Source organism: Salmonella sp. SAL03688 (assembly GCF_046551895.1).
GTDB lineage: Bacteria > Pseudomonadota > Gammaproteobacteria > Enterobacterales > Enterobacteriaceae > Salmonella > Salmonella enterica.
The window spans coordinates 1-23,578 of the sequence record NZ_JBGDVI010000035.1; the positions used below are offsets into that span (position 1 = coordinate 1).

24 protein-coding genes and 1 pseudogene are annotated in these 23,578 nt (G+C 48.6%); 13 read left to right on the top strand and 12 right to left on the bottom strand.

What is annotated here, in order from left to right; genetic code table 11:
* Nucleotides 1-181 precede the first annotated feature (181 nt).
* Nucleotides 182-688, bottom strand: a complete 507-nt coding sequence (gene tpx, locus ACLJR2_RS22380) for a thiol peroxidase (protein WP_000084401.1) — start codon at nucleotides 686-688, stop codon at nucleotides 182-184.
* Between the two features lie 115 nt (nucleotides 689-803).
* Between tpx and ycjG the strand changes: the two genes are divergently transcribed.
* Nucleotides 804-1,769, top strand: coding sequence for an L-Ala-D/L-Glu epimerase (ycjG, locus tag ACLJR2_RS22385; RefSeq protein WP_001258068.1), 966 nt, complete (start codon nucleotides 804-806; stop codon nucleotides 1,767-1,769).
* Here ycjG and mpaA read toward each other — a convergent pair.
* A complete protein-coding gene (gene mpaA, locus ACLJR2_RS22390) occupies nucleotides 1,744-2,472 on the bottom strand; it encodes a murein tripeptide amidase MpaA (protein WP_000219107.1) in 729 nt (242 codons plus the stop codon). The two genes, ycjG and mpaA, sit on opposite strands and share 26 nt — an antisense overlap.
* Before the next feature lie 189 nt (nucleotides 2,473-2,661).
* Here mpaA and ACLJR2_RS22395 point away from each other — a divergent pair, with 189 nt between their 5' ends.
* Nucleotides 2,662-4,275, top strand: a complete 1,614-nt coding sequence (locus ACLJR2_RS22395; protein ID WP_001216553.1) for an ABC transporter substrate-binding protein — start codon at nucleotides 2,662-2,664, stop codon at nucleotides 4,273-4,275.
* 96 nt (nucleotides 4,276-4,371) lie between these two features.
* Here ACLJR2_RS22395 and ACLJR2_RS22400 read toward each other — a convergent pair whose 3' ends face one another.
* The gene (locus ACLJR2_RS22400; protein WP_000814349.1) at nucleotides 4,372-5,301 is read right to left on the bottom strand and encodes an aromatic alcohol reductase; all 930 of its coding nucleotides are present in this window, start codon (nucleotides 5,299-5,301) and stop codon (nucleotides 4,372-4,374) included.
* Nucleotides 5,302-5,420: 119 nt separating this feature from the next.
* On the opposite strand from ACLJR2_RS22400, the gene ACLJR2_RS22405 reads away from it, so the two are divergent.
* Both ACLJR2_RS22405 and ACLJR2_RS22410 read left to right on the top strand, forming a co-directional pair.
* Nucleotides 5,421-6,326 (top strand): LysR family transcriptional regulator, encoded by a 906-nt coding sequence (locus ACLJR2_RS22405; protein ID WP_000359211.1) that lies wholly within the window; start codon nucleotides 5,421-5,423, stop codon nucleotides 6,324-6,326.
* Between the two features lie 276 nt (nucleotides 6,327-6,602).
* Nucleotides 6,603-7,472, top strand: coding sequence for an aldo/keto reductase (locus ACLJR2_RS22410; RefSeq protein ID WP_000456775.1), 870 nt, complete (start codon nucleotides 6,603-6,605; stop codon nucleotides 7,470-7,472).
* A 90-nt stretch (nucleotides 7,473-7,562) separates the two neighbouring features.
* Here the strand turns inward: ACLJR2_RS22410 and bdcA are convergent.
* Nucleotides 7,563-8,275, bottom strand: a pseudogene (bdcA, locus tag ACLJR2_RS22415) (SDR family oxidoreductase).
* A gap of 77 nt (nucleotides 8,276-8,352) precedes the next feature.
* Between bdcA and ACLJR2_RS22420 the strand changes: the two are divergent.
* Both ACLJR2_RS22420 and ACLJR2_RS22425 read left to right on the top strand, forming a co-directional pair.
* Complete coding sequence (locus ACLJR2_RS22420; RefSeq protein WP_000208468.1) at nucleotides 8,353-8,943, top strand: TetR/AcrR family transcriptional regulator; 591 nt, start codon at nucleotides 8,353-8,355, stop codon at nucleotides 8,941-8,943.
* A 128-nt stretch (nucleotides 8,944-9,071) separates the two neighbouring features.
* Nucleotides 9,072-9,308: a YgdI/YgdR family lipoprotein gene (locus ACLJR2_RS22425; RefSeq protein ID WP_001168017.1), complete on the top strand. Its 237-nt coding sequence runs from the start codon at nucleotides 9,072-9,074 to the stop codon at nucleotides 9,306-9,308.
* Nucleotides 9,309-9,521: 213 nt separating this feature from the next.
* Here ACLJR2_RS22425 and ACLJR2_RS22430 read toward each other — a convergent pair whose 3' ends face one another.
* Nucleotides 9,522-10,631 (bottom strand): hypothetical protein, encoded by a 1,110-nt coding sequence (locus ACLJR2_RS22430; protein WP_000275515.1) that lies wholly within the window; start codon nucleotides 10,629-10,631, stop codon nucleotides 9,522-9,524.
* 392 nt (nucleotides 10,632-11,023) lie between these two features.
* Nucleotides 11,024-11,881, bottom strand: coding sequence for a GyrI-like domain-containing protein (locus ACLJR2_RS22435; RefSeq protein WP_077905100.1), 858 nt, complete (start codon nucleotides 11,879-11,881; stop codon nucleotides 11,024-11,026).
* A gap of 296 nt (nucleotides 11,882-12,177) precedes the next feature.
* Between ACLJR2_RS22435 and zirU the strand changes: the two genes are divergently transcribed.
* The 4 genes from zirU (at nucleotide 12,178) to ACLJR2_RS22455 (ending at nucleotide 16,590) form a co-directional block, all read left to right on the top strand.
* The gene (gene zirU / locus ACLJR2_RS22440; RefSeq protein ID WP_000273673.1) at nucleotides 12,178-13,023 is read left to right on the top strand and encodes a two-partner-like secretion system exoprotein ZirU; all 846 of its coding nucleotides are present in this window, start codon (nucleotides 12,178-12,180) and stop codon (nucleotides 13,021-13,023) included.
* A 74-nt stretch (nucleotides 13,024-13,097) separates the two neighbouring features.
* Nucleotides 13,098-15,080: a two-partner secretion translocator ZirT gene (gene zirT / locus ACLJR2_RS22445; protein WP_000232039.1), complete on the top strand. Its 1,983-nt coding sequence runs from the start codon at nucleotides 13,098-13,100 to the stop codon at nucleotides 15,078-15,080.
* Between the two features lie 20 nt (nucleotides 15,081-15,100).
* On the top strand, nucleotides 15,101-15,934 hold the full coding sequence (gene zirS / locus ACLJR2_RS22450; RefSeq protein ID WP_001242930.1) for a two-partner-like secretion system exoprotein ZirS: 834 nt from the start codon (nucleotides 15,101-15,103) through the stop codon (nucleotides 15,932-15,934).
* Nucleotides 15,935-16,032: 98 nt separating this feature from the next.
* Complete coding sequence (locus ACLJR2_RS22455; protein WP_024134143.1) at nucleotides 16,033-16,590, top strand: redoxin family protein; 558 nt, start codon at nucleotides 16,033-16,035, stop codon at nucleotides 16,588-16,590.
* Between the two features lie 106 nt (nucleotides 16,591-16,696).
* On the opposite strand, the gene ACLJR2_RS22460 is transcribed toward ACLJR2_RS22455, so the two are convergent.
* Together ACLJR2_RS22460 and ACLJR2_RS22465 are read right to left on the bottom strand one after the other, a co-directional pair.
* Entirely contained in the window at nucleotides 16,697-17,035 is a 339-nt protein-coding gene (locus ACLJR2_RS22460) for an antibiotic biosynthesis monooxygenase family protein (RefSeq protein ID WP_000051814.1), read from the bottom strand.
* Nucleotides 17,036-17,062: 27 nt separating this feature from the next.
* The gene (locus ACLJR2_RS22465) at nucleotides 17,063-17,749 is read right to left on the bottom strand and encodes a B3/4 domain-containing protein (RefSeq protein ID WP_000097262.1); all 687 of its coding nucleotides are present in this window, start codon (nucleotides 17,747-17,749) and stop codon (nucleotides 17,063-17,065) included.
* Between the two features lie 43 nt (nucleotides 17,750-17,792).
* Between ACLJR2_RS22465 and ACLJR2_RS22470 the strand changes: the two genes are divergently transcribed.
* A complete protein-coding gene (locus ACLJR2_RS22470; RefSeq protein ID WP_000163368.1) occupies nucleotides 17,793-18,395 on the top strand; it encodes a helix-turn-helix domain-containing protein in 603 nt (200 codons plus the stop codon).
* An 81-nt stretch (nucleotides 18,396-18,476) separates the two neighbouring features.
* Here ACLJR2_RS22470 and ACLJR2_RS22475 read toward each other — a convergent pair whose 3' ends face one another.
* Nucleotides 18,477-19,508 carry a mechanosensitive ion channel family protein gene (locus tag ACLJR2_RS22475; RefSeq protein WP_000493665.1) on the bottom strand — a complete coding sequence of 344 codons (1,032 nt, stop codon included), beginning with the start codon at nucleotides 19,506-19,508 and terminating at the stop codon, nucleotides 18,477-18,479.
* 237 nt (nucleotides 19,509-19,745) lie between these two features.
* On the opposite strand from ACLJR2_RS22475, the gene ACLJR2_RS22480 reads away from it, so the two are divergent.
* Nucleotides 19,746-20,000, top strand: a complete 255-nt coding sequence (locus tag ACLJR2_RS22480; protein ID WP_000605645.1) for a DUF2534 family protein — start codon at nucleotides 19,746-19,748, stop codon at nucleotides 19,998-20,000.
* A 54-nt stretch (nucleotides 20,001-20,054) separates the two neighbouring features.
* Here ACLJR2_RS22480 and uspE read toward each other — a convergent pair whose 3' ends face one another.
* The 3 genes from uspE to ogt all read right to left on the bottom strand — a co-directional run bounded on the left by uspE (nucleotide 20,055) and on the right by ogt (nucleotide 22,616).
* A complete protein-coding gene (uspE, locus tag ACLJR2_RS22485) occupies nucleotides 20,055-21,002 on the bottom strand; it encodes a universal stress protein UspE (RefSeq protein WP_001262138.1) in 948 nt (315 codons plus the stop codon).
* Between the two features lie 150 nt (nucleotides 21,003-21,152).
* Nucleotides 21,153-21,905, bottom strand: a complete 753-nt coding sequence (gene fnr / locus ACLJR2_RS22490; RefSeq protein ID WP_000611914.1) for a fumarate/nitrate reduction transcriptional regulator Fnr — start codon at nucleotides 21,903-21,905, stop codon at nucleotides 21,153-21,155.
* A 195-nt stretch (nucleotides 21,906-22,100) separates the two neighbouring features.
* Entirely contained in the window at nucleotides 22,101-22,616 is a 516-nt protein-coding gene (ogt, locus tag ACLJR2_RS22495; RefSeq protein WP_000945036.1) for a methylated-DNA--[protein]-cysteine S-methyltransferase, read from the bottom strand.
* Between the two features lie 257 nt (nucleotides 22,617-22,873).
* Here ogt and smrA point away from each other — a divergent pair, with 257 nt between their 5' ends.
* On the top strand, nucleotides 22,874-23,437 hold the full coding sequence (gene smrA / locus ACLJR2_RS22500; protein WP_001046799.1) for a DNA endonuclease SmrA: 564 nt from the start codon (nucleotides 22,874-22,876) through the stop codon (nucleotides 23,435-23,437).
* Nucleotides 23,438-23,578 lie beyond the last annotated feature (141 nt).

Sequence of the window (23,578 nt, forward strand, 5' to 3'; positions counted from 1 at the left end):
AAGATGTTTTAACAAATCAAAAGGGGTTTTAATAACTGGCTTAAAGCTGAAAGCTTTCCGGAACCCCCAGCCTAGCTGGGGGTTTTCCATAGACAAAAAGAAGGCCTCCGGATAGAGGCCTTCTTGTGACAAAAGAGCACCGCCTGTAGCACTGACAAACGTAGCGCCAGCAGGCGCCGGCTTATGCCTTCAGGACATTAAGCGCGGCGTCGTAATCCGGCTCGTGGGTGATTTCATCCACCAACTGGCTGAAAATAACGTTGTCGTTTTCGTCAAGCACGATGACTGCGCGCGCCGCCAAACCTTTCAGCGGGCCGTCAACGATTTCGACGCCGTAGTTTTTTAGAAACTCGTTATTACGCAGAGTGGAAAGCGTAATAACGTTGCTCAGGCCTTCCGCGCCGCAAAAACGCGACTGTGCAAAAGGCAGGTCAGCAGAAACGCACAATACGACGGTATTCTCCACTTCTGTGGCCAGTTGATTAAACTTACGAACTGATGCGGCGCATACGCCAGTATCAATGCTTGGGAAAATATTCAGCACTTTGCGTTTGCCTGCATATTGGCTGAGGGAAACGTCAGACAAATCTTTTGCGACAAGAGTAAAAGCCTGTGCTTTGCTACCAGCCTGCGGAATAACGTTGGCAACGGTGACCGGGTTACCCTGGAAATGTACAGTCTGTGACATAATTATGTTCCTATTTACTTATAGTTAACGTCGAAATCCAGTTTAAGTCATTATTCATTAACACGGCAAATACTATTTGTAGCAAGCCGCGTCCGGCGCTATCAGAGGGGAAGAGATGAGATCTGTTAAGGTATATGAGGAAACCTGGCCGTTACATACGCCTTTTGTTATTGCGCGTGGTAGCCGAAGCGAAGCGCATGTTGTCGTTGTCGAACTGGAAGAAGAGGGCGTAAAAGGCATCGGGGAATGTACGCCATATCCACGTTATGGTGAAAGTGATGCCTCGGTCATGGCGCAAATCATGAGTATTGTGCCTCAGTTGGAAAACGGGCTGACTCGCGAAGCATTGCAGAAACTGTTGCCGGCAGGCGCGGCGCGCAACGCGGTGGATAGCGCCTTATGGGATTTGCAGGCCCGCCAGCAGCAGCAAAGCCTTGCCGGGCTGCTCGGCGTGACGCTGTCCCCGGTTTTTACTACCGCGCAAACGGTAGTGATAGGCACGCCGGAACAGATGGCTGCCAGTGCGGCGGCACTATGGGAAAAAGGGGCGACGTTGCTGAAAATCAAACTCGATGCTCGTCTGATTAGCGAACGTATGGTGGCGATCCGCTCGGCGGTGCCGGAGGCGACGCTCATTGTGGACGCCAATGAATCGTGGCGTCCGGAGGGGCTGGCGGCGCGTTGCCAGTTACTGGCGGATCTGAATGTCGCGATGCTGGAGCAACCGCTGCCCGCGCAGGATGACGCCGCCCTGGAAAATTTTATTCATCCGTTGCCCATCTGTGCAGATGAGAGCTGCCATACTCGCAGTAGTCTGAAAGCCCTGACGGGGCGCTACGATATGATCAACATTAAGCTGGATAAAACCGGCGGTCTGACTGAGGCGCTGGCGCTGGCAACGGAGGCGCGGGAGCAAGGATTCGGCCTGATGCTGGGCTGTATGCTCTGTACATCAAGAGCGATTAGCGCCGCGCTGCCGCTTATGCCGCAGGTGAGCTTCGCCGATCTTGATGGCCCAACATGGCTGGCGGTTGATGTTGAGCCCGCGCTACGCTTTACGACGGGTCAACTCCATCTTTAGGATGCCAGCGGAGCAGATTCGACATCGCCAGCAAGTATTTTTCGCTGGCTTCATCGGCGGAAACAGGGGGAAACTCGGCGGTAATGCAGTGCAGGTTGAGGTCGGCGCACCAGCTGCCAAACGAACCGGGCGTTTCGTAACCTACGCTGGTTACCAGCGGCAACGCAAACGCATCGGCCAGCCACTCGCCTAGCTCGCTGCGACGTGGATCTTCAATGCAGGCTAGCGGATCGTGAAAAGAGACGACCCAGGCGGGTTGGAGTCGATGAATTAACTGGCAAAGCGCCTGGGTTTCCGGTTCTGAGCCGGGATGGTCGCCGGTTAGCAGCACGACATCACGCTCTTGCGCGCGGCTATTCCAGCGATAAACTGTCTCACCCGCTTTCCAGTTGGCGGCGGGAAAGTTACGGTTTAGATCAATGCCATTCGCATTTGCCCTTAACCCCAGTTGACAGCCATCAGGATTAACGGCAAGTACGACATGATGACGGCGAAGGGACGGATTTAAGGTGCGTAACGCACAGGAGAGCGTCACCACGGATGAGGTTTCATCCCCGTGGGTGCCAGCCAGTATCAGGCCGCTTTCGCGATTGGCGGCAGGTGCCGGAAACCAGATTAGCGGCGCGCCTAGTAGCGAACGTCCATAATGTTCAGTGCCTGGCGGAAATGCGCCGCGCTCGGCACGGGGGCGGGTGACAGTCATACGCGTTTCCCGAAGCTGAGACCAGTAGGGTAATCATCGTAGTGTTGTGTAAAACCCGCCGATTATCAAATGGTTTCTATTTACCCTCTTGTATGGCGCGATATCAACTTTCTGGCGGAAGATAATTGCATTTCTTTCTGCTGAAACAAATAATTACGTTGTCATTTAACTCATCTTTGAGGAACTTCTATGAGGCATTCTGTTTCAGTAACCTGTTGTGCGCTGTTGGTTAGCAGCTTTTCCCTGGCATATGCTGCGGATGTTCCCGGCGGAACGGTACTGGCAGAGAAACAAGAACTGGTGCGTCATATCAAAGATGAGCCCGCTTCGTTAGATCCAGCGAAAGCCGTTGGGCTGCCTGAAATTCAGGTGATCCGCGATCTGTTTGAAGGGCTGGTTAACCAGAACGAAAAGGGTGAAATTATCCCTGGCGTCGCCAGCCAGTGGAAGAGCAATGATAATCGTATCTGGACGTTTACGTTGCGGGATGATGCGCAATGGGCCGATGGAACGCCGGTGACCGCCCAGGATTTTGTCTATAGCTGGCAACGCCTCGTTGATCCCAAAACGCTTTCCCCCTTCGCCTGGTTTGCCGCTCTGGCTGGCATCACTAATGCGCAAGCCATTATCGACGGTAAAGTCACGCCGGATCAGCTTGGCGTCAGTGCCGTGGACGCGCACACTTTGCGTGTTCAGCTTGACAAGCCGTTGCCCTGGTTTGCCAGTCTGACCGCCAGTTTTGCCTTTTATCCGGTCCAAAAAGCGAATGTCGAAAGCGGCAAAGACTGGATGAAGCCGGGAAAACTGATTGGCAATGGCGCGTATGTGCTTAAAGAGCGCGTGGTAAATGAAAAACTGGTGGTCGTGCCTAATACGCATTACTGGGATAACGCGAAAACGGTACTGCAAAAAGTGACATTTTTACCCATTAACCAGGAGTCGGCTGCGACGAAACGTTATCTTGCCGGTGATATTGATATCACCGAATCTTTCCCTAAAAATATGTACCAGAAATTATTGAAGGATATTCCAGGGCAAGTTTATACGCCGCCGCAATTAGGGACTTATTATTATGCGTTTAATACGCAGAAAGGGCCGACGGCGGATTCCCGCGTTCGTCTGGCGCTAAGTATGACCATTGATCGCCGTTTGATGGCGGAAAAAGTCTTAGGTACCGGTGAAAAACCGGCCTGGCATTTTACACCGGATGTCACGGCAGGATTTAAGCCCGATCCTTCACCGTTTGAACAAATGAGCCAGGAAGAACTTAACGCCCAGGCGAAAACATTGCTGCGTGCAGCAGGCTACGGATCGCAGAAGCCGCTTAAATTAACTCTGCTTTACAATACCTCAGAAAACCATCAGAAAATCGCGATTGCGGTGGCGTCAATGTGGAAGAAAAATCTGGGGGTGGATGTGAAATTGCAAAACCAGGAGTGGAAAACGTATATCGACAGCCGTAATACCGGTAATTTTGATGTTATTCGCGCCTCCTGGGTGGGTGATTACAACGAACCGTCGACTTTCTTATCCTTATTAACGTCCACGCATACGGGGAATATTTCACGCTTTACTAATCCGACTTATGACAAAATCCTGACGCAAGCGACGATGGAAAATACCGCCGAAGCGCGTAACGCGGATTACAATGCAGCGGAGAAAATTTTAACGGAACAAGCGCCTATAGCGCCTATTTATCAGTATACCAATGGCCGGTTAATTAAACCGTGGGTAAAGGGATACCCCATTACTAACCCGGAAGATGTGGCCTATAGCCGTACAATGTATATCGTGAAGCACTGATGCGTACTGGTTTCTTGTTAACTCAAGGTAGCCACGCCCGCCGCCTGATGCTGGCAGAAGGCATGGGGATTAAGCGAGCGCCTGATGCCGCCGTTCTCATTGCTGTGTTTTCAGCCAGGCGGCAATATCCTGTGTCGGCAGATGATGTTGTACATTCCAGGTGTCACTCATCGGCCACCACATACCGTCACCACGCGCGAAGGCGACGCGATAGCGCAGCATTGGGTCATGCGGATGTAAACGGAGCTGCTCCTGTAAGTCAGGTAGCGTCAATACGCCTCGGGTAAAAGTTTGCTGCGTCACGCGTTCGACCGTTTCCGCCAGTTTTGCATAAGAGGTCGTTTCCCCCGCGACAAAGACGACTTCGTTAGTGATACGCGGCTGATGCAGATAAATTTCAGTGGTCAGGCGACCAATATCCGCAGGCGACGTGACGGTGACCTGCCTTTCCCATCCGCCGAGGGCATTGATGGTTTTTTTGGCTAAGTTGACCATATCAAAGGCCGGTTCGAAGAGAAAAGAGGTAAATAAACCGGTTGAAACAATCACCCACTCCGTGACGTTTTGCTCGCGCAAAAGCGTCCTGACGTCATACTGTTCGTCCCACACCTGCTGGCCGCTGCCTTTGCCGACCACATCGTAATTCACGCCAAACTGCCAGGGGAAATAGCGCTTAACGCCCGCCTCCAGTACCGCGCGGGTGATTTTTATCTGGGTACCCGCACCGGCGACAAACCCCATACAATTGATGATCGTATCAAAACCGTGGAATTGATCTTTTAACGCTGCAACCGAACTGTCTGCGATGTCGACCGGGATAAACCGCGCACCGGCATCCGCCAGTTGTTGATGAATGCTGGAACGTCGTTTGCTCTGTTTATCCCTGGATCGCCCTGACACAATAACGCAAACGGAACCATTACGCTGTGTGACCGCCGGAACCAACGACGCCAGCACTGACGCCCCCAGTTGTCCCGCGCCCAGCACCAATACTTTTTCACCCACCTGATTATTGGATTGTTTCATTTGCCCCTCTCTGTGTTGGTTCACCTGTAGATAGAGATTACGGCAGGGTTCTGCGTTCGATAAGACGCCGAAGACGGGTTAGACTGTTCTGATAAATGGGATAATTGGCGGGGGGGAAAATGGACAAGCTGGAAGCGATGCAGGTCTATGTTTGCGTAGTGGATACCCATAGTTTTATCAGAGCCGCCGAAGTGCTGGGCGTGCCGCGCTCAACGGTATCGCGAGTGGTTAAAGAACTGGAATCCTGGCTTAAGATTCAACTTTTGCAACGTACAACTCGCAAACTTAGTGTGACCGCAGAGGGGCGGCGTTACTACGAAGAGTGCAAAAGAGTGCTGGCAGATATCGCGGCCATGGAGTCGTCATTTCCCGGCCGGGCGGCACAACCCAAAGGGCGTTTTAAAGTGGGGATGCCGCAATCTCTCGCCCGGCATTGCATTATTCCCACGCTCCCGGCCTTTTTGCGCCAGTATCCGGAGCTGGAGCTGATACTTTGTTCCAGCGATAGCGTGGAGGATATTATCCTGCAAGGGTATGACTGCGTGATTCGGGCCGGCAGGATCGATGATTCCACCACGCTGGTTTCCCGTCCACTTGCCAGCTTTAACTGGGTGATAGCAGCATCGCCCACTTACATTGAGCGTTACGGTAGCCCTGAAAATTTAGATGATCTGCAAAAGCACCATGCGGTCGGCTACCTGAACCACCGCACCGGGCGTACCACCGACTGGTTTTTTACGCGTGAAGGGAAGGATTACGCGATGCGGGTGCAGGAGACGCTGGTTGTCGATGATACGGACGCTTATATTCAGGCCGGAATACAGGGACTGGGGTTAATTCGCGTCGCCAGCTATCTGGTTGCGCCGTATCTGCACAGCGGGGCGCTGGTGACCTGCATGGACAACCATTCTTACGATTTGCCGCTTGCGCTGGTCTATCCGCAAAACAGGTTTCTGCCGCCTGCGGTACGCGCTTTTTATGACTGGTGCAAAACGGCGCTGAGCCAGCCGGAGCCTCTTCGCTAAAAAATATTATTCCGGATATCGCATTGCCTGTTCAGAAAACTTTTTCACAGACGGTCAAAATGACGGTACTGGTTTTTGACGCATAAGTAAAAGGCATTATCAAACAGGTGCTACACGGCGAGGATATAGCAAGCACGGAACGTTTGGATGCAATAAAAAATCTGTACAAGTGTTATTAATGAACTTTTTGTATAAATATAATCGGATTTAACAATACTCATTGTACCTGTATTTTGCTCTTATCATGGCGTCTTTACGACGAAAGGGTGCTTTAGCGTGGAATATTCAATATTAAGTAACAACCTTAAAATGCCTATGGTGGGTTTTGGCGTTTTTAAGGTAACCGACAAAGAAGAATGTCAGCAGTCAGTGTTAAGCGCTATTCGCAGCGGTTATCGTCTTATCGATACCGCTGCGGTATACGGCAATGAAGATGCCGTTGGTGACGCTGTTCGTGAAGCCATCGCGACAGGTCTGTGTACCCGTGAGGAGTTATTTATTACTTCTAAACTGTGGGTGCAAGATATGGCTAACTACGATCTGGCCAAAGCAGGTATTGAAGCGTCGCTGAAAAAATCCGGGTTAGATTATTTTGATCTCTATTTATTGCATCAGGCAATGGGCGATTATTTTAGCGCGTGGCGCGCGCTGGAAGACGCTTATGAAGCCGGTAAACTAAAAGCCATTGGCGTGTCCAACTTCTATGCGCATGTGTTAGCCAACTTCTGTGAAACCGTCAGAATTACGCCAATGGTAAACCAGGTCGAATTGCATCCATACTTTGCACAACCCGCCGCGCTGGAAACCATGAAGCATTATAACGTTCAGCCTGAAGCGTGGGCGCCGTTAGGCGGCGGGAGACATAAACCGTATGAAAATGTCATGCTTCAAAGGATTGCCGATGCCCATCAAAAAACCATCGCGCAAGTTGTCCTGCGTTGGAACGTGCAGCGTGGCGTCACGGTTATTCCTAAATCCACTCGACAGGAACGTATTGAAGAGAACTTTGCCATCTGGGATTTCTCACTAACGGATAACGAAATGGCTCAAATCAACGCCCTTGATTTAGGCTACGTTGGCGAAGCGGTGAAGCATTTTAATCCTGAATTTGTTCGCGGTTGTCTTGGCGTTAAAATCCACGATTGATCCCGGCGCTTGCGGATGTTTTCTCGCATGAACAGCTTCTAACACGGTTGCCGGAGCGTAGACGGCAACCGTGTGATATTCGCCTGGCCGTCAGGCGCCGAAGGCACCATCGATGGTGTGCATCGCGCCGGTGACGAAAGAGGCTTCCGGGCCGGCAAGCCATGCCACCATTCCAGCCACTTCTTCAGGTCTTCCGTGTCGTTTGATTGCCATGAAACTGTGCATCAGCTCTTTCATGGGGCCATCTTCCGGATTGATGTCGGTATCAATGGGGCCTGGCTGCACCACATTTATCGTAATCCCGCGGGGGCCAAAATCACGGGCCAGGCCGCGCGCCAGCCCTTGCAGGACTGATTTACTGGCGGCGTACGCGGCCATTCCCGGTACGGGCATCCGATCGCCATTCACGGAACCGATAATAATAATGCGTCCACCTTCCGGCATGTTGCGGGCTGCTTCGACTGACGCATGGTAAGGCGCATGGATATTAATACGGAACAAACGATCTATCGCATCGCTATCTTGTTCCAGCGCATCGCCGAAGAGAGCCACGCCCGCATTGACGACCAGAATATCCAGTGGTCCGTACTCACGCACGAGGCTGATGACGGCATCCCGATCGGCGCTATCCGTCTGGATGGCGGTGCTTCCGGTTTCCGCTGCCAGTTTTCGGCGGCTTCGCGCGATCCGGCGTAGCTGAAAACGACCGATGCGCCGTCAGCGCTAAAGCGTCGTACAATAGCCGCGCCGATACCACGACTTCCCCCTAAAACCAGTACAGATTTGTTGCGAAATAGCGTCATCAGGATGTCCTTTATGATATTGTAGTAACCACTACAATATGCGTAATGAAATCATGCCGTCAAGGAGTTATGTAGTAATGACTACAAAACATAGCCGAACGCCGGGTCGCCCTCGCCAGTTCGATCCGGAGCAAGCCATTGAAGCCGCTCAACACTTATTTCATTCGCGCGGATACGACGCGGTGAGCGTAGCGGATCTGACAAAAGCGTTCGGGATCAATCCTCCCAGTTTCTATGCGGCGTTTGGCAGCAAGCTGGGGCTGTATACTCGCGTATTAAAGCGTTACAGGATGACCGACGCGATTCCGCTCGGGGCGCTTCTGCGTCACGATCGCCCGACCGCGAAGTGTCTTATCGATGTGCTGATGGAAGCGGCAAGACGTTACGCTGCCGATCCTGATGCCACCGGATGTCTGGTTCTGGAGGGCGCTCATTGTAACGATAAACTGGCACGAGAGGCCGCCTGCGAGTTTTACATCGCTGCTGAAAACCTGATTCGCACTTATGTCGCCATGCGGTATCCGCAAGAGGCTGACCGGACGACGGACTTTATGGGGACGCTAATGGCGGGACTTTCCGCCAAGGCGCGAGCGGGGTATAGCCTGGAGCGTCTTCAGGAGAGCGTGCTTCTGGCTGGGGATGTGCTGGAGCGATTACTGCCGGATTAACGCAGCGCATCAAAAAACCTGAGTCAATCAGATACGGGCAAACAGAGAGCAATAGCCCTAATCATCCATCTTGCCGTTGCGGTATTCGGTAAAGTACATCAAAAATAGAGGTGTCAGGGAAACGAGAAATGCAAAAATGTAGTCTTATTACGGTACTTAGCTTATCAGTGTTGATGCTAGCCGGATGTACAACGACCTATACCATGACGACCCGGACGGGAGAGATTATTGAAACGCAGGGTAAGCCGGAGGTTGACACCGCAACCGGAATGACGAAATACGCTGATGTTTATGGTTATCATCGCGTTATTAAAACCAGTGAAATAGTGCAGACGACAGAAGGCGCATCGAAGCTGGACTGGTAATGCGCTAAAGCAGTTGGGAGGCCGTGTCCAGTATGGGTACCGGACGGTTTCTGGGCCTGAATTGAATAGAGCGCCTGTATAGCCGAATTCCGGGTATCGGCTTGATTTGTGTTGTCAGTTATTTGGTTGTTCCCTGTATAGTGAAGATAAACAGTACTCATGGCTAACGGTCTGTTTTGGATTGCTAACTATCCCGGATTCTGCGCGTTTTATTTAGTCACAACCGTGGTTAAGAATATTTTGGGTCAGACTTACACGCCGGGTATTAAGATAATCCGTCGCATAGAGAGCTTGATCGGCATCATTCGGTTCAAGAAGAAACGGCGTGACTTTAGGTATGAGATCAGCAAAGAGGTTATATTGATCCACAGAGGCAAAATGCTGGGTAGCGCTGGCCCAGGGCATTCGCATCAGCTCTGCGTAAGAAGGGGATAGTTGAACAGGCAAATCAAATTCTTTCAGATTAGCAAGCATCTCCTTACTCATATAAAATGTGACCCTGTTTCGCGAAAAGGTGTTAAGCACTGCCTTCAGTCGTTTAACTTTTGCTTCTTTACTCATGCTATTATCGAAAAAACGTGGTGAAAGCATAATAACAATCGATGCATTTGATGAAATAACATTATGTAGTGGTTTCAGGGCTACAACAATCTGATCGTTTGTGAAGATACGCTGCGTACCAGAAGAGGTAGTATAGTTTCCACCCAGCCAGATCACATAATCCGTTGTTTTGAGGGGAAGCGCTTTTTCCGGTATATTACCCCTGTCAGGTGCCACTGTTTCAATTGCTAGTGAGTCTTGTCCCCAGACATTATTTACTTTAGAACTCAAAAAATTATATTCTGAAATGTTCCTTAGTTTTAGTAGAGTTATCTGCGAGCGGGTAAAAAAGAGATTGAATCTCACTTTGTTCTGCAATTGCCGAAGTAATCTGAGCGTGTTTTGATCGATCAGATGAGTATAAAGACCAACCGTTTTTCCGGAAAGTATTGCTGAGGCATTGTTCGCAAGAAGCATCTCTTTTATAGCTCCTTGCCCAATAATCAGTACGCAACGGTATTTTTCTGGTCTGATTTTATCTATGGGGATATCGGTAAGATTGACCAGGTCAGGAGTGCCATGCCGCCAATTATCATGAATGACTGTGGCTCCGGAGGCGTCTCCTCCGGCTCCCCTGGTGATAATAAGAGGAGGGTGGGTACTGGCATGTGCGATATACGAAAAACACGCTACCATTGCTAGCGTTGTGTTTCTGATGGTTGTATACATATCGTCTGCCCTGATTTCGAAAATATGAATAATGTCTCCCCTTATAATGTACATCAAAAAGAGAGCATTTTAATTAAACGTTATCTCAACGAGATAAAAGGTTAGCACAGTAAAGTATAGAGAGAATGTAATCATACCAACATTGTAAATGTGGGAGCATGAAGGCCCCGCAAGCCGCCCGGCCAGCATACTCCCATTAATAGTTAAAGTATGGACTTTGCTTTTACCGTAAACTGTAGCCAATATTACCTGATCACTACACCGTACAGTACTGTCAGTAATCTGTCTCCGGTGTCGCGTGCACGCAATTTATTTTTTTTTCAATTCTTTCAAAACGTTAACTATATTAATAGTCACTTATTTTACCAGAATCAATACTGAGAGTTTTATTACCGTTCTGAAAAGAGAAGACTTTTCAGATGAAATGCGTGGATGGTACGAAGTCATTACAGTACAGGGATGTAATAATAAAGATCGACAATGGATTCATTATTCTGTTGCTTTTGGACGGATGCCAAATGGAAGTATTCAATATCTTCTCCTTCTCTCCTGATAAGATTCAGTTTTGGCAATATACACATATATATTGTATTGGAAAATTGTTGATATTGTTCCTTATGACCAACGAAATGGAATTTTGCATATTTACCACATTTTATTACCCTCGACATGGGGATTTTGCCTCCATCGACGGAATTATGTTCCATACCAAAAAAACTGCTTACGGCGATGACCTGGTCTTTGGTATTATCCGGCTTAAAAGACGAGAGACAATACACATTTTCGCCCCACGTTCTGAGCGTCTCATGAATGATTTTCCATTTTATAGGCGACGCTTTTTTAGGAAGGTCATTTGTTGCGATCTGATGAGATGTTTGAAATCCGAAAATTTCTTTTGACGTAAGCTGACAAATTTCGAACTGATAATGCTCATCACAGTCAAGCCAGTAAGGAGGCCGTAGGTTTCCGAGATCCCAGAAATCAGCCTTGCGATAGTTATTGGGATTGACGCCAAATGTTTTTTTGAACTCTCGACTATAGGACTGCACTGAATCAAACCCCATTCTGAACGCGATATCTGTGACCGACTGAGAGGTCAGCTTTAGCAGAGTGGCGCTTCTGCTCAACTTGCGTTGTCTGATATATTTTCCGATAGAGACGCCACACTTTTCTTTAAAAAAATCCTGCAAACTCCTTCGCGAATAACCTGTTATAACAACCAACTTTTCAATATCAATCCTTTCTTCAAGATTTTTTTCTATTTGCTCTAATACTGAGACTATTATGGCTCTTTTCATCATCATTCCTCTTTGTTGAAGCCGAAAATATAAACATTTAAGGTGTTTGACATACTGTGTTATTAAACCAGTGGGGGGTTGTTAGCTTTTCTGGCAAAACAAGAAAGATTTAAATTGCTTGACGTTTCTGAATAAACTTTACACTTGGAGATCGGCTTTTGCCAGTAAAGCTAAGTAATTAGCATGGCGAATGGCATAATTTCACAGGCGGTTAAAATGATTGAATAATCCTGAATTTTTAGCCCGTGAGATTATAAATCTCATAATTATTTCTAATGATTTAATAAAAGGGATGAATTGTTTTGTACTTCAAAAAATCTTTATTAGCGTTAGCGATTTGTGCATCCGTGGTCTCAGTAGAGGCGGTGGCGAATATCAGAGCCAATGATATGGCTTCTTCTGCTACGCCTGCTTCTGTTGGTCACCGTCCTGTGGCAACGACTAATGCAAAAAAGATAGAAGTGTCTGGGGAACTGACGACCGGTTCAACCCTCCAGATAGCGGATGTTTTTATTGAGGATGAGGATAGGGATCCCTTATCGCTGGATAAAATGAATAATGCCGACGATATTAAATGGTATCTGGTGGATAATGAGGCCGCCGATCCTTCTGGAACCCCGGCGGCAACCGGGACGGCTTTTACCATTCCTGCTGATGCAGGCGGTAAAAAAATTAAAATCGTTTACCGGATTAAGACGGCAACGGGGACGCCGGATAGTGCATTCTTGCCTGCCACTGTCTTATTAACTTCTGCATCTTCTGGGGTGAGCGGCGACTCCGCCGCAGACGGTACAATTTCTAATAAGCTACGTTCTGTCACTATCAATGTGGTGAATGAAAGTGGTAAACCGACTGATGAACTCAACGGTACCAATGACGCCAACACTCCAGTGGTAGGCGGCACCCTTGAAGCGGTACTGGAATGTGCCGCCACAGCGGCGGCTGAGTGTGAGGTCAGTAATTATAACTTTACCTGGCAGATGGCGGATGCCGGGACACCAGATAAGTTCACCGATCTGAATAATACCAACGCTGAAAAGCATAAATATATTATTAAGGGAACTGAGCAGAATAAACTGTTCCGTGTCCACGTTACGCCTAAAACGACGAAAGCCACGCCGGAGAATAAACGCGCTATCCGTCGCTGATGGTTATCGCCAAATAAACATCTTATTTAAATACTCCCTCTGCCAGGCAGGGGGATATAGCAGGAGACAATAAAGTGGTTTTTTCTAAAAAACCCATTACTAAATATATAACCTGGGCCATTGTTACCAGTCAGATTCCACTGCCGGTCATCGCTGATAGCGATAATGAAATTCAGTCATGGATTGCAGGGACGGCATCGTCTATTTCTCCGCATCTGCAGGAGGGGACGCTGGAGGATTATGCCAAAGGAAAAATAAAGGCATTACCAGGGCAAGCCGCTAATCATCTGGTGAACGAGGGGATGAAGAGCGCTTTTCCGGAGATTATTTTCCGTGGTGGCGTCAATCTTGAAGATGGCGCGAAATATCGCTCATCAGAGTTCGATATGTTTATTCCCGTCCAGGAAACAACATCGTCTTTACTCTTTGGCCAGCTTGGCTTTCGCGACCACGACAGCAGCAGTTTCGATGGCCGCACCTATGTTAACGTTGGTATGGGTTACCGCCAGGAGGTCAATGGATGGCTGCTCGGCGTCAATACGTTTCTGGATGCCGACATCCGTTATTCCCACTTACGTGGCGGCATTGGCGGGGAAGTTTATAAAGACAGTCTGGCCTTTTCCGGCAACTATTATTTCCCTCTCACCGGCTGGAAAACGTCAGCAGCGCATGAATTACATGATGAGCGTCCGGCATATGGCTTTGATCTGCGAACAAAAGGCACGCTTCCCGATTTTCCCTGGTTCAGTGGCGAGCTCACATATGAACAGTATTACGGGGATAAAGTTGATCTATTGGGTAACGGTACATTAAGCCGGAATCCCCGCGCCGCAGGTGCGGCTCTGGTCTGGAATCCTGTCCCCTTGCTTGAGGTCAGAGCAGGATATCGGGACGCCGGTAACGGCGGCTCGCAGGCAGAGGGCGGTCTGAGAGTCAACTATTCCTTCGGTACGCCGTTACATGAACAGCTTGATTACCGCAACGTTGGTGCGCCGTCAAATACGACTAATCGGCGTGCCTTTGTCGATCGTAATTACGATATCGTCATGGCGTATCGGGAACAGGCCAGTAAAATCCGCATTACGGCAATGCCGGTTTCAGGCCTGTCCGGGACGCTGGTGACATTAATGGCGACGGTAGATAGCCGTTACCCGATTGAGAAAGTTGAGTGGTCGGGTGATGCGGAGCTTCTCGCCGGACTTCAGCTTCAGGGGAGTTTGGGCAGCGGCCTTATCCTTCCTCAACTTCCGCTGACAGCGACCGACGGTCAGGAGTATAGCCTTTATTTGACGGTGACTGACAGCCGGGGTACTCGCGTGACCTCCGAGCGTATCCCGGTAAGGGTGACACAGGATGAGACCAGTTTCCGTTCCTGGATAAATGTTATCAATGACGATGTTCAGGTTGAGGACGGCAACTTTGTTATCAGTACACCGCTTCCTGCCGGAGAAGAGGGGAAGGTTATTGAGTGGCACTACGTGCGCGAGCGTTCTGAAGAGGAGTGGGCATCGCTCAAACCACGTCATATTAAGTATCAATCAGATATGCCGGGTCTGGCATTTAAAGCGCTCGGTGGTACAGAGCGTGACGGCCATTGGGTTGAACGGGTTCTGGTGACCCATATCGGCGATGATGCCCGCTCGCTCAAATTACATATTGAAGCAAGCGGACCAGACGATAAACATCCGGTGAAGGGTACCGTACTACTACAAGCGCAGTCAGACAGTATTGCGCAGAAGGTCACTTCTGTGGAGGTGCTTTTTACGCCGGGTACTGAAGAAGCCAACGGAAGCGTTACCGCGCCAGTCGTCGGAACAGAAATGCGAGCCAGAACGCTTTGTGTAAATAACACGGACTGTACTGATGCGTTTAATTATCAGTGGGAAATCTCGGATGAAATGAAATCCTGGCAATCCGTACCGGGGGCGACAAAAGCCACCTGGCTTCTTCCTTATAGTCTTAATGGGGAATCGCTTCAGAATAAATATATCCGGGTCAGAATTATTTCTGATAAGGAAAATGCCAAGAGTTCTACCGCAGCATCTGATGCGAATTAATGTTTTAAAAAGGATCAACAGTGCGTATGTCGAAACATAATCTTATTATCTATAGCCTGCTTCTGGCGGCTGTGCCGATAAGCGTCTTGGCGGATTCGTCGACAACGTCCGCGGCAACCGTCGGGATGTTTTCTCCTCCTACGGCGCCGAGCGTTGGGCACAGACCAGGAACACCTCGTGATGCCTACGAATTGAAGTTTAATGGACTTGACTTTTCTATTGAAAAGTATACACCTTTTCCGGGAATGACTATTGCGAGGAATGCCAGAAATGTAGGCATCAGAGACCCGGATAATAACTATCAGTCTGCGGAAACTTTTACTACAGTATGTACGTATTATCAGATCAATAAAGATAACTCTCAGCATATACTTAAACGTGAAAAGCCATGTGAGCATAAATTTAATATCCAAAAGGAACATCGGGGTTCAAAGATTAAACTAGAAATTTATAATGAAACGGATATGGCTTCAGCGTCAGGGTACACGCCTGTGCCATCGGTATCTGAGTTCCAGTATATTGAAACAGAAACTATATCTAATACGCCAAGCCCAGATTTAACAGTTATGAGTATAGATAAACCTGTATTATCGCCGGGTGAAAGTGCCACCATCACAACTATTGTTAAGGATATCGACGGGAATCCTGTAAATGAAGTTTACATTGAAAAGTCTGTAGGGCGTGAAAATTTAAAAGGGTTATGGGATTATGGCCCTATTAAGAAAGAAAATGTCCCAGGTAAATATACGCAAGTTATAACCTATCGTGGACATAGTAACGAACGTATTGACATATCTTTTAAATATGCAGGGAATTTTTTCAAGAAAGAAATTTCCATCAGAGGAAGACTATAAAACTATATTAATCATTATGGCTAATATAATTCTTTTTATCACCATCATCTTATTATGGATGTTCACCTGGTTTTTTAGCGGATTGCTAAATAATGATTATGGCTAAAATAATACAAATGTTAAAAGGAGAAGTTTTTATGACACCAGCAACAACACAAGATTATATCTCATTGGGTCAGGAACACGCTGTCACCTTTGGCAAAACGCAGCTGACCCTCAAACCCGGTATACTGGCTGAAGGCGAACCATTACCCTGTACAAAGGGGCTGGTGAGCCATAATTTATTACCGGGTTACTGTATCCCGGGGATAAAAAAGCAGATTATTGTCGTCCCGTCACTGGATACGCCGGTTTGTGAATGGCAGGTAAAAGACTATAGTGACCGCCTTAAATCAGCGGGTAGCCACTCAAACCGGGCGGTATATGTGCTGAGTATGGATACGCCATTTGCTCAGGCCCGTTTTATTCGGGAACATGATATTCATCCCGGCATAATCTTTGTTTCTGACTACGCTTGCCGCCAGTTTTTGGATAATTCCGGGCTGAAAATTAATGAGCTCAGCATTTTTGCCAGAGCGTTGATAGAGTGCGATGAAAATAATGTGGTTACGCGTGTTATTGTACCACGAGATATCACTCATCTTCCTGTTTACTAATCACTTATATCAGCACCGTCCCTGCACAGAGAACCGAATAACCGGCAATGCAGGGGCGCAGGCATCCTCCTGTAGTGCCCCCACATTTAACACATATACTATTGCATCACGCATAAGGAACTGAAAATGATGCCAGCGGATGGGGCAGGTTAACGTTATGGCACCCCTGAATTTCTGCAATAATCGTCTGGTAACCGGAAAGCCACTTATGACTTTGTGATTTGGCCTGCTGGTGCTGTAAATTATTTATCAATAGCTCCATTGATTCGCGGGTCTGCCAGTAATAATTATTAACCATTCTTCCGCTGGCGGCATCGGTATAGCTTTCCATCCCAATATAGCCATCAACAGACTGCGTATAGCGCTCAATCCAGCCATCCAGTTGATAAAACTCTTCGTCGTACTCTTTTTTTTCGAAAATAAAACTTGTCAGAAACAGCGACATGGTATTTCTCCTGTTACGCAATATCAATCAAACACCTATCAACGTGGATTCAAAACGTAAACCTGGCATCATTTTTTCAAGGCCGTCAGTCAGCATGTTTCCTGCCGCGTACAATTCATCAACCGGCATTTCCGGCAAGCTTTCAAGGATAAACCACATCGCTTTATCTGAAGCGCTTAGTCGGGTACGTACTCCCTGACGCCAGTTCCAGCGCCGACAGGTGACGCCTCTGTCATCGCGCCAGATAACTTCGCCAGGTTCTGGCGACTCGGTGACGGGTTGTCCTTCTTTCAGGGTATCAAATGTTTCACTACCGTCTGCGAAAACCAGCCTCGGCGATCCACAATAAGCCGCGCTATTTTCGCCGCCTACCGGCACGGCATAGCGCAGGCTCACGGCGTTATAAAGATCAACGACCGGGTCCAGCGCCGCCATTGTTCCATCCTTCAACACGCGTTTTCGTAGCGCTTCAGCCGAGCAGGGGGTGCGCTTTGGTTTTGCGCCGAATGCTTTAAACACCGCATTCCAGGCGTCTATATGCGCCTGTGCCCACGCCGGTTGTCCGTTGATTACGGCCTGACAGGCCTCTTTTAACGCGATTTCTCCGACCTGCGCATCGCGAACCGGAGCGGCAATAACATTAATACTTAATGCACGAAAGCCGGGAGCGATACGGGCCAGTTCCGGGCTGATTGACGGTAACATAGAAGACATCGCATAATCCTGTAATGACTATTTTCTTCTATGATATCGACCAATGACCAAAAAAGTCAACTTATCGACCACGGCGGGCGCCGACGTCAGCACGATAAATGAAGCTGTTTCCCAACGTATCAAACAATTTCGTAGCCAAAAAAAGATGTCGCTGGATGAGCTTGCGCGGCGTTCCGGCGTCAGTAAAGGAATGCTGGTGGAAATTGAAGGCTGTAAAGCCAATCCAAGCATTGCGCTGTTATGTAAGATCGCGGCGGCAATGGGAGTGTCCGTGGCGGATTTTGTCAACGTCGCCAGCGAGCCGATGGTCCATCTTATCGACCGGGATGCTATTCCGGTGTTGTGGCGCGGCGAGAAAGGCGGCAGTGCAAAACTAATGGCGGGAACCAGCGGGCCGGATATGCTGGAACTCTGGCAATGGATAATGCATCCTGGTGAACAGTTTGAATCGGCAGGGCATCCGGCAGACACCTGTGAATTACTGTTTGTTAATCAGGGAACACTGACATTAACAGTCAATGGTAGACGCTTTATTATTCGGGAGGGCTGCTCCGCTGTAGCCAGAACCGACATGCCTCATGCCTACGTTAACGACACTAATGAGGTGCTTGAATTTACCATGACGGTGAATGAAAAGAGCCGTTGATCACCGTAAGGCGCTAACAACCCGTCATCCGGACAGGGAAGCCTCGGTGCCCGATAAGCGTTATCGGGCACCGGCTATCTTTTATTTTGTCGCAGGCGCGGCCTCCGGGTCATCGATATAGAGCGTCTGGCTTGGGAAGGCGAAGTCAGCGCCGTTTTCCTGGACAATCGCAATAATTTTCAGGTAAACATCCTGCTGTACGGCAAGCCATTCCTGCCATACTGTTGTTTTGGTAAAGCAATACACCATAATATTCAGCGAAGAGTCGGCGAATTCATTAAAATAGACCAACAGCGTCTGTTTCTGATCGATATCTCTGTGCGCCTGCAACATGTTTCTGATAGCGTCAACAATGAGGCCAATTTTGTCGGCATCTTCGTAACGTAATCCAATAACCGTTTTTATTCGACGGTTGGTCATCCGTCCCGGATTCTCAACGCTAATGGATGAAAAGACGGAATTAGGCACGTACAACGGGCGGTGGTCGAATGTGTTAATTCGCGTAATTCGCCAGCCGATTTCGGCGACCGTACCTTCGATATTTCTGTCAGGAGAACGAATCCAGTCTCCGATACTGAAGGGGCGATCGAAATAGAGCATAATACCGGAGAAAAAATTGCTCAGGACATCTTTGCCCGCCATACCAACAGCGATACCGCCGATACCGCCAAAGGTCAGCAGACCGGACAGACTCATGCCAAAATGTTCGCCATACAGTAAGACAATCGCGACAATAATGGTTATTTTTATGACCCGTGCCAGAATACGGGTACTGGTGACATCTCTACCTTTATTGACCTGTGCTTTTTCAAATTGGTTAATAATCAGGAAAAGTTTTATCGTCAGAATAAGCGCAATGAGCGAGGTGCAGATAAAATCAATGACCCCGGAAGAGATAAAACGCAAATTATAATCTTCAATAGCATTATTCAGGATGCTCCCGATGGTTCCAATAATAATCGCGTAAATAAAAAACTGTGCCGCATGGAACGTGAATCCTTTCTTCCACTGTACGTTACGGCTGAGCCAAAATCTCACGACCAGCAACGCCATACCGCAACTGAAAAGTATCGCCAGATTAAATGCGTTTTTGAGAAAAAATTCAGTGAACATTATTGTTTTCCGCTCCTTCCTACGATAACAGCTCAGAATGACCTGATTAACAGGTATTTTACCCAGGATAAACGCGTAGATCATCGATAAGTAAAAAGAAGAAATAGTGCTATCAGCTTTAATCTCAGCGGTTTACTTTTTATGTAAATACAATGTCACGTTTTATAGAGAAGACATCGCGCGATTGTCATGGTATTGTTGCTATCAGGTAAAAAGTCATCTGTAAAGGACAATACTATGATCATGATGAAGCTGAAATCGGCGAAGGGGAAAAAATTTCTGTTATGCCTGCTGGCAGTGTTTATCGTTGCGGCATCGGTGGTAACGCGCGCGACTATCGGCGGTGTGATTGAGCAGTATCATATTCCACTGTCCGAGTGGACAAGCTCTATGTATGCCATTCAGTCGGCAATGATTTTCGTTTACAGTCTGGTGTTCACTATTCTGCTGGCGATTCCTTTGGGGATCTATTTCCTCGGCGGAGATGAGTAACAGGAATGAGGTATTGGCCGGATGGCAGCGCCATCCGGCAGGACGGAAGAGGGATTAATCGTCCTCGTCGTCCAGTTCAACCGGTGTTTGATACTCATCAGGCTTAATGACTAACAGGTCGCAGCGCAGATGGTCAATGACCTGTTCGGCCGTGTTCCCCAGAAACGCGGCCGAGAGTCCGGTACGTCCAACGGTGCCAAGCACAACGATCCCCGCCTGGAGATGTTCGGCAAGATCCGGGATAACTTCTTCAGGCAAGCCTTTTTCTACATGCGTAACTTTTTCATCGATGCTGAATTTCTGGCGCAGCGCTTTCATCGCCAGTAAATGCTGGCCTCTGATGGCGTCGTTATACACGCTGGGATCAAATTCCGGCAGTTCAATGGCGATATTGATTGGCGTAACGGGGTAGGCGCCGACCAGGTGCACTTCGGTATGATTAACCTGCTCCGCCAATTGTAAGGTCTCTTTTACGAGCTTTTCGTTGAGAGCATTGTGATAGGGCTCTTCGCTTGCCAGGTTCACGGCGACCAGGGCTTTGCCGCCCTCTGGCCACGGCTGATCTTTGACCATCCACACGGGGCTTGGGCATTTACGCAGCAAATGCCAGTCGGTAGGGGTAAAAATGACCGCTTCCAGTCGATCGTGCTGATGCGCCATTTTCAACACCAGATCGTGACTGCCGGCGATAACCTCCTGGATGATGGCCTCAAAGGGACGATTGTGCCAGACCACTTTAATTTCAATGGGGACACCGGCTTCAAGATAATATTTCGCCTGCTCACGTATCCAGGCTGTGCGTTGACTTATTACGCCCTGACGCATTGCGGTGCGTTCGTCAGGAGAAAGCAGGGTGGTCATCTCATACGAGAAATCGTAAATAGGCAGGAAAGCTTTAATTTTGCCGCCAATCCGTTGATGCAAATAAACTGCTCGCCGTAATGCGGGTTGGTCGTCCTGATTGGGATCGATGACCACCAGCATATTTTGATACATAGCCATACAGGGTCTCCTTACAACTGTCATCGCAGTTTGTAACTAAAGAGTAACTCAAATATGGTGAATGAAACAGAGGAAGCGCTTCTGCCAGATCAATAAATGAGAAAAATTTAACGATATGGCAGAAGATAACATCAATGGTTTAGCTGACGTTTAAGCGACGTTGCGGGTATGACCGGCGAGGGCCGCCAGCGCATCGCTGTTTTCAATAGTAATATACTTACCTTTCACCGCCAGCATACCGCTTTTCTGGAAACGCCCCAGCAGACGGCTAATGGTTTCGACCGTTAAGCCTAGATAGTTGCCGATATCGCCACGGGTCATCGTCAGGCGGAATTCACGCGGTGAAAAACCACGCTGCGCAAAGCGGCGGGACAGGTTGTAAATAAACGCAGCCAGACGTTCTTCGGCGTTTTTCTTCGACAATAACAGGATCATATCCTGATCGCCTTTAATTTCACCGCTCATCAGACGCATCATTTGCTGACGCAGGTTAGGCATTTTGCCGGACAGGTCATCCAGTGTCTCAAAGGGTATTTCACATACCATTGAGGTTTCCAGCGCCTGTGCAAAGCTCGGATGATGACCGCTGCCAATGGCGTCAAAACCCACCAGGTCGCCTGCTAAATGGAATCCAGTAATCTGCTCATCGCCTTGCTCGGTAATGGTGTAGCTCTTAATCGTTCCGGAGCGGATAGCATAGAGCGATTTCAATTCATCACCTGCTTTAAACAGAGTTTGCCCTTTCTGAATGGGCTTTTTGCGCTCGATGATATTATCAAGCTGATCAAGCTCATGCTCGTTAAGTGTGAACGGGATGCAAAGCTGGCTGATACTGCAATCCTGGCAATGGATAGCACAACCGCCAGACTGAATGCGCCGTATAATTCGCTTTTCCGGGATCATAGGTCTGCTCAAGCCGTAATTGATATTTGTCAATTTTAACATCTTTTTGGTGAGCGCGTAAGTCTGAGCTATCCCGGAGAAGGAATAATTCAAGTATAAGTTTGATGAATACTTTTATCTATTTGAAAACACGTAATTTATTTGTTGTCGCTTTACATAAAAGTGTGACCGATAAGGCACTTTTTGCCTGTATTTTCATAATAAAAGATAGCCTTCATGGCGTAATAGCCACTCTTTTCGCTGCACGCCGCCTGCGTATCCGGTCAGAGTGCCGTTACGCCCGATGACGCGATGGCAGGGAACAACAATACTGATGGGGTTAGCGCCATTCGCAGCACCGACTGCGCGTGCGGCGCCCGGTCGTCCCAGTTGCGCCGCCAGTTGACCATAGTGCATCACCTGCCCGCAGGGGATAGCACGCAACGCCTGCCATACTTCCCGTTGAAAAGGTGTGCCCCCCGTGGCGGTTTCCAGAGTATCAATTACGGCGAGATTGCCTGCAAAATAATCTGCAAGCTTATCGCTGAGTCCACCGGGGTTAGTCGCAGAAACGCGTTCATAGCCTTCGTGACGGTAGTGGATATTTAGCAGTTGCTCCATACGATCGCGGTACTGTTCCCACTCAATGGCCCGCAGTCGAAACTGCTCATCGCAAACCACCCATAACGGACCTAATGGCGTGGCTATTTTCTCTTCAAGTAATCTCAGCATCCGTTCTCTCACATCGTCTTAATCTAACGTAAGAGACAAGATATCATGCCAGGAATACCCGCAACCATACTCCTTAAAAGATAGTCAGGGATAACACATTTAGCGCCAGTAATATCGTTGGCGGAGAAAAAGGGAGCCTGGCGAGGCGGTTAATTGCCTTACATTGTCGCTGTTATTGGAAATAACTGTAAACCGTTGTCGGTATAACAGGGCACGGTTATGATAACGGCAGTCGCAAAAACGCTGGAGGATGAACCATGAACCTTGACGATAAAGCGCTGTTTCTTGACGCCATGGAGGATGTCCAGCCGCTGAAACGCCATACTGATGTACACTGGCAGCCAACGCGTAATCTTAAAACGCCCCAGCGTATCGACACGCTCCAGCTTGATAATTTCCTGACGACGGGCTTTCTGGATATTCTGCCGCTGAATGAACCGCTGGAATTTCGTCGGGAAGGATTGCAGCAGGGTGTCATCGACAAGTTACGCAGTGGGAAATACCCTCAGCAGGCCAGCCTCAATTTGTTACGCCAGCCGGTCGAAACGTGCCGAAAAATGCTATTTCGTTTTATCCTGGAGGCGCAGAAAGAGGGGTTGCGTAATGTCCTGATCATTCATGGTAAAGGGCGAGAGGCGAAGTCGCATGCCAATATCGTCCGAAGCTATGTGGCCCGCTGGTTGACAGAGTTTGAGGATGTACAGGCTTATTGTTCGGCGCTGCCGCACCATGGCGGCGGCGGGGCATGTTATGTCGCGTTACGTAAAACGGTGCAGGCTAAACAGGATAACTGGGAGCGCCATGCGAAGCGTAGTCGGTAAATCGTTGCCGCTGGCGGACAGGACCGCCAGCGCAAGCTCGCCACAGTAATAACACGGAGAAACAGTCATTCGCTTATTTAAGCGTCTATTAAAATATACTGGCTTTCGACTTAACTATTAAGCAGAAAATGGTGATAAGTA